The organism is Reichenbachiella sp. MALMAid0571 (assembly GCF_040151475.1).
Taxonomy (GTDB): domain Bacteria; phylum Bacteroidota; class Bacteroidia; order Cytophagales; family Cyclobacteriaceae; genus CAXBNB01.
Genome location: NZ_JBDKWG010000138.1, coordinates 24,166 through 36,318, shown reverse-complemented (window position 1 = coordinate 36,318; position 12,153 = coordinate 24,166). Strand labels below are relative to the sequence as shown.

The following is a 12,153-nucleotide window of genomic DNA, read 5'->3' as shown; positions in this document are numbered from 1 at the left end:
TGTAGAAATATAAAAAACAAAAACATGAAATTTTTCATAGCAATTTTTAAAGGTAAAATAAGAGTATGAGAATAATTCGTCATGGCTTATATTGGCTATATAAAATTAGATAATATAGTCTTTAATACAAAGCACCAAATGAGCTACAATTTTTATTGAAGAATAAAATAAAAAGAATGATGTAGGAACAAGAATGAAAATTTGGGGATATTGATAAACAAGGCAATGAATATTGGGAGGATTTAAGCATTTAACTGAATACACGTGTAAGATAACAAACGTTTAACATGCTATATGTATATTTGAGCATGAATATACAAGAACAAAAATTACAGATAGCAAAAGAATTGTTGTCGTTTCGCAAAAAATTAGGTAGAAGTCAAGACAAAATAATGCATGAGGCGGGCATTACTAATAGATCTACTATTATTGATATTGAAAAAGCTCGAAGCGATTATAGGATAGAATCACTATTGAAGTACGTGCTAAGTCTTGGCGCTTTTCTTTCAATTGATCATGGCATATATAGGAAGTCTACTACTGAAATTGTCGAAACAGCAGAAAAATATGCAGATCAAAATTCTGCTAAATATGAAAAAAGTGGGCAAGGATATCGAAATGGATTTATTGATGGGGTGGCATATGAGGCAAATAGAAACAAGAAGGAGTAATTCGGGAGCTTTACTCCATTTTTATACATTAGACATTATCACGGTTGATTTATTATGGAGAATTTTGCTCTTAAAAAAACCGCCAATTCATTGCTAATTTTGGAGAAAAAAATCTTGTAATCTCTCTATGCACAATCAACCGTGATAATGTCTATTAACTACATAGAAATTATGATTACAAAGGAATTACGGTTAGATATCAGAAACGAAGTGAGTTGGCCTAAATATTTCTATAAGTATAAGGTAACTGTTGACTTTTTAATTAGCAGTGTGAACTCTAATAAAATGGAACTCACATTAGTTGTATTTCCATTGCTTAATTTACTGAGACACTCAATTGAACTTGGGCTCAAGATGAACATTTTCTACTTCGAAAAAATTAATGGCGTTAATCGAAAGTATGAAAAGCTATCCTCCGAAAAAAGGCACAATCTTGATTCCTTATTTGAAATATTCAGTAGTCAATTAAATCAAATTGTAAGCTTTGACTTTGTCTCACCACATATTAAAAAGGAGGTTGAGAAATATTTAAAGTCCACAAATAATCTTAAACATAAGTTAATGGATTTAGATAGTAAGGCACAGGCATTTCGTTATCCTGAAAATAATGATGGAGTACCATCTTTTAATGATATTGATACTATTGATCTGGACGGTATTTTCAATAGTTACAATATAATTTGTCAGTTTTTGATGTTTACTGAGGACGTATTGGCAGAGGCAGGGTTGGACACCAGACAGAGATACATTTAGAGTCTAGCCAAATTACTTTTTTTCATCTAACGCATCCAATTTCCCAAATATTACTATTCGTTCCATTAATATTCGAACATTATTTTGGTAGAAATTGCTTAATTCTTAAACAACCTGATGGCAAATCAGGTGCAAACAACAATGTGTTTAAAGTGCCTATTGCTTTGCCCTTCTTTGAATAATACAAACTACAGTAGAAATTTTAGATTACAAGAAAGCTTTTGTATAAAATCTCCAGACAAGAAAATTGTGTTTTGACAGAATTGGGGACAAGTCGAATAAAAGTTCTTTGAAAATTACAATTTTCCTTCCTGAAGAAGATGTACATTAAAAAAACCAATCACATAAACACTGTAGTATTTATGTGATTGGTTTAGTGGAGAATATCGGATTCGAACCGATGACCTCCTGGCTGCCAGCCAAGCGCTCTAGCCAACTGAGCCTGACTTCAGCAGGCAGATTAATTCCCCGTAGTTACACTTACTGTCCAGTCAAGTGTAGCAGGTTCACTAATTGAACTTACATGTGCAGAAATTTCCATTTATTTCGCTTATCAAAATCAAGAGAACAGCAAGGTGTTGTTATCTTGCAAAAAACATTGTAAAACGCAATAGCATATCGCCGTGTGTGGGATAACAGGAATAGTAGCATTTAATGAAATTGGTAGGTTCAATATGACCAACCTGGAGAGTGCTACTGTTGCACTTTCAAAAAGAGGGCCGGACGATCACGGCACTTACGACGACTACTTTACAGGACTGGGCCATCGGAGGTTGTCCATTATCGACACCAGCCCAATGGGACATCAGCCCATGAAAGTACCCGAAGGTCGTTTTGTCATTTCATTTAATGGGGAAATTTATAACTACAAAGAATTGCGGCAGGGGCTGGAAGCCAAAGGAGTGAAATTCTATTCGAATACCGATACTGAAGTGCTGTTGCAGCTTTATACCCACGAAGGAAAATCCTGTCTCAATAAGCTGAATGGTTTTTTTGCTTTTGCCATTTATGATACCCGTGACAAGTCCACTTTTATCGTCCGTGACAGACTAGGCATCAAGCCCTTGTTGTACTATCAGGATGAAGACAAGTTTTTGTTTTCATCTGAGCTTAAGTCTCTGATGAAATACAGCAGCGATTGGCAGTTGGACTACTCCGCCCTGAACATTTATCTTCAGCTCAATTATATCCCTGCTCCTTTGTCGATTTTGAAGGGTGTGAAAAAATTGATACCGGGAGAATCCGTTCACATTAAAGATGGTAAAGCAACTTTTGAAAAATACTACGAGATTCCAAAGCCTGACCATCAGGCATACAAGCCCGATTTTGAAGTCAACAAAAATGAACTGGTAAAATTACTGGATCAATCGGTACAAAACAGGTTGGTATCTGATGTGCCCATTGGTGCATTTTTAAGTGGTGGCATAGATTCTTCTGTCATCACTGCGCTTGCCAGCAGCCATGTGCCTTCTTTGAATACTTTTTCGATTGGGTATAAAGATGCTCCCTATTTTGATGAGACCAGTTATGCTCAATTGGTAGCAGATAAATTCAAAACCAACCACACGGTATTTTCCCTTTCTCAAGATGATCTGTATGCCAATATTGGAGAGATCATCGACTACATCGACGAGCCATTTGCTGACTCCTCAGCTATACCTGTGTATATATTGTGTAACGAAACCAGAAAGCATGTAACTGTTGCGCTCTCCGGAGATGGTGCTGACGAGATCTTTTCGGGGTACAACAAACACAGTGCGTGGCTCAGGTCTCAGGAAACTGGAATGCTAAATCAGTTGATCCCTGTTCTCTATCCTTTGGCAAAAGCTATGCCCAAGTCTCGCTCTGGCAAGCTAAGTAACTTAATGCGACAGATTGTAAAATTTGGTGAAGGGATAAAAATGACTCCAGCCGAAAGGTATTGGTTTTGGGCAACCATTTCTAACCAATCAGAAGTAAACAGGTTGCTGAAATTCGATCATTCAGACTTCCACAAATTCAGACAAGAAACCATAAATGATTGGCTTAGAGACATGGTTTCCTATAGGGATTTCAACGACTTTTTACGAACCGATACCAGACTTGTGCTACCCAATGACATGCTCCAAAAAGTTGACCTGATGTCTATGGCCAATAGCCTGGAAGTGAGGGTTCCATTTCTCGATCATAATGTGGTTGATTTTGCGTTTCACATACCCCCTGAGCAAAAAATAAATCAGAGCATGCGCAAAAAAATACTGCAAGATGCCTTCAGACACATTTTACCTAAGCAGCTCTACAAACGTCCCAAAAAAGGGTTTGAAGTACCGCTACTTGATTGGTTAAAAAAAGGGCTAAAATCAGAAGTGGACAAATATGTATTTGATCAGGATTATTTGATAGCGCAAAATATTTTCAATCCTGAAACCTTATCGCAACTCCGAAAAAAGCTTCATTCTATAAATCCGGGAGATGCACATGCTAAAGTTTGGGCTCTTTATGTTTTTCAAAAATGGCATAAAAGGTATTTGTCTTAAATAAAGAAAATCAGTGTAATTTCTTTCTAAGCAAAAGACATATTCAATCCATTCAAATTATTTTTGTAGGGAAATACAATTATTTTTTCTACCTTGATGCCCCAATAAAACCAGTTACTAAATGCAAGAGTTGAAAAGAATTTTGGTCTGTGTTGATTTAACCGAAATGGATAAATCAGTGATAAAGTATGCTTCCCTTTTGGCAGAAATAATGGAAAGTATAAAGGTAGATTTTCTTCACATATCAGATTCAGATATCGACTCTAAAAAGGCAAAAATTGAGCAGGAAGTTCAAGAAAGTTTTACCGCCAAAGCGGAAACTACCGTAAATATTGAAAGTGGAAATGTTGTAGATACTACCATTAGCTGGGCTGGACTACACCGTATGGAGTTGATTATTCTGGGCAAAAAGAAAAAATCCCTGTCATCAGCAAAAAATGCAATGGCAATTACCAACAAAGCACTTTGTTCGGTTTTACTGGTACCTGCAATGGAAGACTATGCTTTCAAGAAATTACTTGTACCCATTGACTTTTCTATTGGGTCTAAAATGTCCATCAAGCAGGCTCTTACCATAAAAGGAAAATCTGATGCACAGATAATTTTACAACATGTCTTTTATGTACATACCGGATACTCAACCTCTGGCAAAACCTATGAAGAGTTTGGCGCAATCCTACATAAAAATGCAGAAAAGGAATATAAAATGTTCCTTAGAGAACACGGGTTTGATGCCTCTCAATTTGAAATAATATTCACCCTGGATGATGACAGCAAGCCCTTTGACAACATTTACGAAACCGCTAAAGAAAACGGTGCGGATTTGATTTTCCTTGGTGCCAGAGGCAGAACTCCAGCTGCCGCTTTCATAAAAGGTAGTACTGCGCTTGATCTGATTAAATACGATGATGATGTGCCATTTTTCATCGTAAAAGACGAAGGGGAACGCATGGGATTCTGGGAAGCCCTAATGAAAATTTGATTTCTAAAGGGGATCTATTTTGTGTACTCACAATCAGAATGGGCTAAAAAACAAAAAGGTATCTCAATTAACTTGAAACACCTTATCTTTTGTTTGGGTGAAAGACCGGACTCGAACCGGCGACCTCCTGAACCACAATCAGGCGTTCTAACCAACTGAACTACAATCACCATATTTCCAAATGGAGTGCAAATTTAGAAAGTACTTAATTATAATTCAAACTAAAACCTTAAATTATTTTCTATCAAACATCAGGCGTTTTCCCTTCAAAGACTCGTCAAATTCTCCTGCATGATATGCATGGTGACCTGAAACAAAAGTATCGGTAATTGTACTTCTGAATCGTTGATTTTCAAATGGGCTCCATCCACATTTGTAGTAAATATTTTCCTTAGTAACAGTCCACGGATCATTAATGTCAATTAGCACCAGATCAGCATAATAGCCTTCTCTGATGTAGCCTCTTTTTTCTATTTCAAATAAAATGGCAGGATTGTGACTCATTTTCTCCACTATTTTCTCAATGGAAATCTTTCCATCCAGATAGAATTCCATCATAGCGGGAATAGCATGCTGAACAAGTGGTCCTCCTGACGGAGCTGTCAGATATTTGTTTTGTTTCTCTGATAATGTATGTGGAGCATGGTCTGTAGCAATCACATCAATTCGATCATCCAGCACTGCCTTCAAAACAGCCGTGCGATCGTTTGGCTTCTTGACAGCAGGATTCCATTTAATAAACGAGCCTTTTTCATCATAATCCTCATCAGAAAACCAAAGGTGATGGATACAAGCTTCGGCAGTTACTTTTTTGTCCTTTAATGCAATGCTATTGTCAAAAAGACCCGTCTCAATCTCAGTAGAAATGTGCAACACATGAAATTTTGTTCCATGTTTTTTAGCCAATGATACTGCTCTGGATGATGAAATATAACAAGCTTCATCACTCCTGATCTGCGGATGCATGTTAAATGGAATGTCCTCGCCATATTTTTCTTTGTATTTTTCAATATTGGCCTTGATAGTGCTTTCATCCTCACAATGAGCAGCTACCAACATCTCTGCCCTGGAAAACAGGTTTTCGATCGTGGACTCATCATCCACCAACATATTACCTGTTGATGATCCCATAAATACCTTTATTCCACAGACATTATTTTTATCCGTTTTCAATACTTCTTCCAGATTATTATTTGACACACCCATGTAGAATGAATAATTAGCCAAAGAATTGCGTGTCGCAATCTGATATTTATTTTCCAGTAATTCTTGGGTGAGAGTATTAGGAATTGTATTTGGCATTTCCATAAAAGAAGTGATGCCCCCTGCTACAGCGGCTTTGCTTTCTGTATAAATTTCTGCCTTATGAGTGAGCCCAGGTTCACGGAAATGCACCTGATCGTCTATTGCTCCGGGTATCAGAAATTTTCCATTGGCATCAATCACTATAGCTGTTTCAATGGATATATCACGACCAATTTTGTGAATAAATTGTCCTGAGATAAGCACATCAGATTCAACTATTTTTCCTTCATTTACTAGTCTGGCATTCTTAATTAGGATCGGCTTCATATTTTCTTGCTTGCAATAAAATTGGATTATATTGTATGCAAATCTAACTTGCCAAAAATTATCTTCAACACCTTATGGCTGATATCATCAATAGTTTTCAAGAATTGAAACTAAACAAGCAAATTTTAAACGCTATTAATGATGCTGGCTATGATGATCCTACTCCAATCCAAAAAAAAGCCATCCCTTTAGTATTAGCAGGCCATGATGTACTCGGAATCGCTCAAACAGGTACTGGTAAAACCGCTGCATTTGTTTTGCCGCTACTCATGAAATTGAAATATGCACAGGGGAATAGCCTGAGGGCACTTATTTTGGCTCCTACTCGTGAATTGGCAATACAAATAGACCAAAACATTGAAAAATACACTTCTTATACCGATATCAGACATGCAGTAATTTATGGCGGGACTGGTGCCAAAATACAAATAGAGGAAATCGAAAAGGGTATAGATATCTTAACAGCAACTCCAGGTCGGTTTATGGACATCTATAAAAGGGGCATCATTCATACCAAGCAGATCAACACACTAATAATAGATGAAGCTGATAAGATGATGGATATGGGTTTTATGCCTCAAATCAGGCAAATTTTGGAAATCATTCCGGTAAAAAGACAAAACCTGCTGTTTTCTGCCACCATGCCTGAACCTGTGCTAAAGCTTTCAGAAGAGTTTTTGGAATTTCCGATGACAGCAGAAGTATCACCCCAGGCTTCCACGGTGGAAGCAATAGACCAAAAGATGTATGAGGTGCCTAATTTTAAAAGTAAAATCAATTTACTTGGGTTTCTTTTAGCCAAAGAAGAATTTTCCAGAGTGATGATTTTTGTGAAAACAAAAACTACTGCGGACAATGTATATAAATTTATAGATAGAAAAATCACTCACTCTGTGAAAGTAATTCATGGTAACAAAGCACAAAATACCCGACTAAATTCTATCAATGCTTTTAAAAATGGGGAAGTTAAAATATTAGTGGCTACTGATGTAGTGGCGAGAGGAATAGACGTTAGCCTGATAAGTCATGTGATTAATTTTGATGTTCCGCTTATCTATGAAGATTATGTACATAGAATTGGCAGAACAGGCAGGGCTAAAAATAATGGCATAGCACTAACCTTCGTAAATGAGGCAGAAAAATATCATATAGGAGAAATAGAAAAAATAATTGGAAAAAGTATAACTTTCAATGCAATCCCTGATGGGGTTACAATAGAAAAAACTCCATTCGAGGAAAAGCAAACAATGCTACGAGAAATAGACTATCGAAAGAAAAAAGAAGACCCTACCTACAAAGGAGCGTTTCATGATAAGAAACAAAAGAGTAAACCTGGCAACTTCAAGAAACGCAGGTAATTCACTCGTCTATCAATTGAGCTTGTTAATCGAATAATTTGATTTATTCGTCCAAATTAATTGAGTTGTTCAAATAATCACATTATAATTGTTTAAGAAAGATTGATAATAAGTCTTTCTTTCCATAGCTGGTTGAAAAGATCTTGTGGGGACTAGGTACTTGTACCTAGTCCCACAAGCATCGACCTTCCTTTAAGTATTCCAATCCTCTATTTTACAGAATCATTAGTACCTTTTTCATTCTTCACATGGACAAAATTCTTTGGTCAATTGGATATAGTGGGTGAAGCACAGGGACTCTGACATAAGAAATAGTTGATGAATATTTGTCATATCATGGCAGTGAGCCCAATGTGTCAGATAATTTTATTTTGGAATGAGGCTTTAGCCATACCCAAGACTTTAGTCGGAAATCAACCTATGGATTTGAATCCATAGTGTTTAACTAATTGTCAGATATGCCTGCTGTTTGACCCAGATCAAATGACTTCTGTCATGGGAATAACTGATTATTTGCCTTTTATAAAGTTTCAATACCTCGTACTTTTGGTATTCTTTGAATGCTATAAATTATGAAAAAACTTAACAAAGCCACCCTTAAAAAACTGGAAGCTCAAACCGGATCTCCCTCTATTACCATTGTCCTTGGGACAGACGTGAAATCCTTCGCAGCTAAGGAGCAAATTCAGCTTAAGATCAAAAATGCTATCAAAGAAGTCTCGGATACACTTCGGAAAAACTACGATGAAATAAAGAGCAAAAAACTGATTAACAAAATAAAGGAGCTTATTCAACAAATTGATCTAAATCACTCATCACTCGGAGTGGGGATATACGTAACAGAAAGTTTTCATGAAATCGTGTCATTCCCTTTTCCTGTCAGTGATAAAGTTAGAGTGGCCACCTCATTTGAAGTTTCAGAAATATTGGAGACCTATGAAAAGATGATCCGGTACTATGTACTTGCATTGAGCAAAAACGAAACAAGACTATTCAAAGGTATGGATAATTCAGTGCTGGAGATAAAAGACTCCCATTTTCCATTGAAGATGGAAGATGAATTTCAGGTGAGTAGAAAAGCCCCTCACTCCTTTTACAACGATGAAGAATCCAAAATCGATCAGGCACGAATGGAAAGTTTCCTTCGAAAAGTGGACGTGCAGCTTGGTAAATATTTAAAATCCGAATCCCTAATCTTACTCGGGGTAAAAGAGAACCTCGGTGATTTCAAATCAGTAAGTCAGTATGCCAGTCATATAATTATCGAAATGCATGGGAATTTCGATCGGCATTCAGAAAGAGATATTGAGCAACTCGTATGGCCGAAACTTGAAAGCAATATGGAAGAAATGAAAAACAGCTTGAGGCTCTCCAGTCATGAATGACCTGAGCCATACAAAATTGAAATGAGTCATATTCAAACCCTAAAGAATAGGAAATTGCAAATCATCAAAGGTGTTCATACTATCATATGGTTCTTCTTTGTCGCAGTGATTTTCTATGTGGTTTACAGTGGCTTGGTGGATAAAGTTAATATAATCACCTGGATATGCATAGCTGCAGTTCTGGCAGAAGGACTGGTTCTCTTGCTTTTCAAAATGTTTTGCCCGCTTACTGTTTTAGCCAGGAAGTATTCGAGTTCGGAAAAAGCGAACTTTGATATCTATTTGCCACTTTGGCTTGCCCGCCATAATAAACTCATCTTCACCGCCATCTTTATGATCGGCTTGCTTCTAGTGCTTTGGCGTGTAGCTCTATCGGGATAGGTTAATTCTTCTTCTCTTCTTTCTCTAACTTTTTAAAGTAACCTCTGAACAAGAAGTGATGCTTCATTGCTTCCATGTTTTCGTTGAATGACTCTGTACCTTGCCTTATGTTTTCAAGGCTTTCCTCCAGGCTATATACCATGGTAGAATCAGTTATAATACTTCCGGTCAGACCAGGGCCACTTTGGACTTGAGTGACTAACTCCCTGATATCCCGGGATATCTCCTCAACATTACTTGTGCTTGCATGTATTTCTTCAAAAATCCGGTTGATGTTGTTGGCCAGTGTTGTATCATTCAAGAGCATACCCACAGTCCCTTTTCCTTCACTCACATTGGCAATATTCTTATCTAGTTCATCCAGTATTTCAACGGCCCGCTTGCTTGATGTATTGAGATTGCTGACTGTCTCATTGATGTCATTTGCCAGGGTGGAATCGGAAATCAGGCGGCCAACCGTACCTTTCCCCTCTTGTACGTCTTTCAAAATATCAACTAAACTATTGGTAATCACAGCTACGTTGTAGTTGGTTCGTTCCAGCAGGCTAAACATTTCATCCTCATCAATTCCATGGTATACCTTCAGGGTGTCACCGCCATTTATAAGCCGATCACCGCCATCTCCGGGAATAATATTTATTATCCGGTTGCCCAGGAGGCCATCCGTCCCGAGTGATGCAATGGCATCTCGCCGTATAAATTGGTTCATTTCTTCTTTTAGAATAAAACTCACCAATATGGAAGTGTCATTGATCATTTCTATGTCCCGAACCGTGCCAACATTGATCCCTGAAAAGCGAACGTTATTTCCCTTTTGAAGCCCGCTCACATTTTTAAAGACTGCATGAACGGTAAAATTGGAACCAAACAAATTCTGATTGTTTCCAATAAAATATAAAGCCATTACAAGGAACAAGGTCCCGATAATTACAAATACACCAAGTCGAATATTTTTAAAATTTTGTTCCATGTCTATAAAAAGAATGAATTTACTATTTCATCTGTTGAGTTTTTCAATTCCTCATAGTTTCCATGCAGGTAATCAATTCCATCATTTAACAAAACGATTCGCTGAGCAGTACGCTTAATGCAGCTCATGTCGTGCGAAATGATAATGGAAGATGTTTTGTATTTCCGATGCACATCGTTCATCAAATTTGCTATTTCCCTGCTTGTAATGGGGTCTAAACCGGAGGTCGGCTCATCATATAATATGATATCAGGCTGCAGAATTAGTGTGCGTGCAACTCCCACTCGCTTCTTCATGCCTCCCGACAGTGATGCTGGCATAAGCTCCTGCACATCGGGTAAACCAACGCTTGTTAAAGCTTCATGCACCATCTGATCTACTTCTGCTTTGGTTTTTTTGATTCTCAACCGTCTCATCGGAAACTCAAGATTTTCTCTTACGGTCAGCGAATCATACAATGCATTGCTTTGGAAAAGAAATCCGATCTTGCTTCTCACCTCATCCAGTTCCTGCCGATTCAGGTTGACCACATCCCTGCCAAAAACCTTGATTTGACCCGAATCAGGTTTAATCAAACCTACAATGCATTTGATGAGTACGGATTTGCCACTTCCGGATTTGCCGAGTACCGCTACATTTTCACCTTGCTTAATGGAAAGGTTAAATCCTTTCAGTACGTGATTATTCCCGAATGACTTTTTAAGGTCAATGATCTCAACAGCCGGAACTTGCCATCCATCAGCATTTTCCTGAGTTGCAGTTTCAATATCGGTTTCCTTATAATTCATAAAATAAGTCTGCTATTTGAACGGCAATCAAATCAAGAACAAAAACCAGCAAGGAAGCTACAACAACTGCTGAATTAGCGGATCGTCCTACGCCCTGCGTTCCTTTATCAGAGTGATACCCTTTATAACAACCAATGAGCCCTATTGCAAAACCAAAAAAGAAGGTTTTAATGATAGCCGGGATAACGTCACTAAATGAAAGCGAATCGAAGACCTGATTGAAGAATAAAGTGAAGCTCACGGTGTCCTTGATATTAACAGCCAGGTATGATCCGAATATCCCTATAGCATCTGACAGGATGACCAATAGCGGCAGCATTAATGTAGTAGCTATAATTCTGGTTGCGACAAGAAATTTGAATGGATTAGTGCCCGAAACCTCCATGGCATCAATTTGTTCGGTGACCTTCATCGAACCCAATTCCGCACCAATGCTTGAACCGATTTTTCCTGCACAAATCAATGCAGTTATCACCGGACCTATTTCCCGAATGATAGAAATAGCAACCATGCTGGGCAGCCAGGATTCAGCTCCGAATTCAACCAGCGTTGGCCGGGATTGAATAGTCAAAACTAACCCCATAATGAAAGAGGTAATCCCTACCAAAGGCAATGACTTATAGCCAATAACAAAGGATTGCTTGATAATTTCCTCCGTCTCAAACGGTGGCTTCAGTCCATCCTTGAAAAAGCGAATTGCGAATCGGCTAACATCGGTTGTTTCTGATAGAAATTGATATATTTTGGACATACTTCGAGATTCCACACCGTGAAATT

The 12,153-nt window shown here is 37.8% G+C and carries 11 protein-coding genes and 2 tRNA genes; 7 read left to right on the top strand and 6 right to left on the bottom strand.

What is annotated here, in order from left to right:
* The first annotated feature begins 308 nt into the window (after positions 1-308).
* Positions 309-671: a helix-turn-helix domain-containing protein gene (locus AAOP42_RS14630; protein ID WP_349529283.1), complete on the top strand. Its 363-nt coding sequence runs from the start codon at positions 309-311 to the stop codon at positions 669-671.
* 561 nt (positions 672-1,232) lie between these two features.
* On the top strand, positions 1,233-1,424 hold the full coding sequence (locus AAOP42_RS14625; protein WP_349529282.1) for a hypothetical protein: 192 nt from the start codon (positions 1,233-1,235) through the stop codon (positions 1,422-1,424).
* A 377-nt stretch (positions 1,425-1,801) separates the two neighbouring features.
* On the opposite strand, the gene AAOP42_RS14620 is transcribed toward AAOP42_RS14625, so the two are convergent.
* Positions 1,802-1,867, bottom strand: a tRNA-Ala gene (locus AAOP42_RS14620).
* A gap of 180 nt (positions 1,868-2,047) precedes the next feature.
* Between AAOP42_RS14620 and asnB the strand changes: the two genes are divergently transcribed.
* Positions 2,048-3,940, top strand: coding sequence for an asparagine synthase (glutamine-hydrolyzing) (asnB, locus tag AAOP42_RS14615; RefSeq protein WP_349529281.1), 1,893 nt, complete (start codon positions 2,048-2,050; stop codon positions 3,938-3,940).
* Between the two features lie 121 nt (positions 3,941-4,061).
* Positions 4,062-4,922, top strand: coding sequence for a universal stress protein (locus tag AAOP42_RS14610; protein ID WP_349529280.1), 861 nt, complete (start codon positions 4,062-4,064; stop codon positions 4,920-4,922).
* Between the two features lie 95 nt (positions 4,923-5,017).
* Here the strand turns inward: AAOP42_RS14610 and AAOP42_RS14605 are convergent.
* Positions 5,018-5,093: transfer RNA gene (locus AAOP42_RS14605), tRNA-His, on the bottom strand.
* A gap of 63 nt (positions 5,094-5,156) precedes the next feature.
* Entirely contained in the window at positions 5,157-6,494 is a 1,338-nt protein-coding gene (locus tag AAOP42_RS14600) for a dihydroorotase (protein ID WP_349529279.1), read from the bottom strand.
* A gap of 74 nt (positions 6,495-6,568) precedes the next feature.
* Between AAOP42_RS14600 and AAOP42_RS14595 the strand changes: the two genes are divergently transcribed.
* The 3 genes from AAOP42_RS14595 to AAOP42_RS14585 all read left to right on the top strand — a co-directional run bounded on the left by AAOP42_RS14595 (position 6,569) and on the right by AAOP42_RS14585 (position 9,618).
* Positions 6,569-7,852 carry a DEAD/DEAH box helicase gene (locus AAOP42_RS14595; protein WP_349529278.1) on the top strand — a complete coding sequence of 428 codons (1,284 nt, stop codon included), beginning with the start codon at positions 6,569-6,571 and terminating at the stop codon, positions 7,850-7,852.
* A 572-nt stretch (positions 7,853-8,424) separates the two neighbouring features.
* Positions 8,425-9,237, top strand: a complete 813-nt coding sequence (locus tag AAOP42_RS14590; protein ID WP_349529277.1) for a baeRF3 domain-containing protein — start codon at positions 8,425-8,427, stop codon at positions 9,235-9,237.
* Positions 9,238-9,258: 21 nt separating this feature from the next.
* Positions 9,259-9,618 (top strand): hypothetical protein, encoded by a 360-nt coding sequence (locus AAOP42_RS14585; RefSeq protein ID WP_349529276.1) that lies wholly within the window; start codon positions 9,259-9,261, stop codon positions 9,616-9,618.
* 1 nt (position 9,619) lies between these two features.
* Here AAOP42_RS14585 and AAOP42_RS14580 read toward each other — a convergent pair whose 3' ends face one another.
* The 3 genes from AAOP42_RS14580 to AAOP42_RS14570 are packed head-to-tail and all read right to left on the bottom strand — an operon-like array spanning position 9,620 to position 12,127.
* Complete coding sequence (locus AAOP42_RS14580) at positions 9,620-10,588, bottom strand: MlaD family protein (protein WP_349529275.1); 969 nt, start codon at positions 10,586-10,588, stop codon at positions 9,620-9,622.
* 2 nt (positions 10,589-10,590) lie between these two features.
* Entirely contained in the window at positions 10,591-11,376 is a 786-nt protein-coding gene (locus tag AAOP42_RS14575) for an ABC transporter ATP-binding protein (protein WP_349529274.1), read from the bottom strand.
* Complete coding sequence (locus tag AAOP42_RS14570; protein ID WP_349529273.1) at positions 11,366-12,127, bottom strand: MlaE family ABC transporter permease; 762 nt, start codon at positions 12,125-12,127, stop codon at positions 11,366-11,368. The genes AAOP42_RS14575 and AAOP42_RS14570 overlap by 11 nt, the downstream gene beginning before the upstream one ends.
* Positions 12,128-12,153 lie beyond the last annotated feature (26 nt).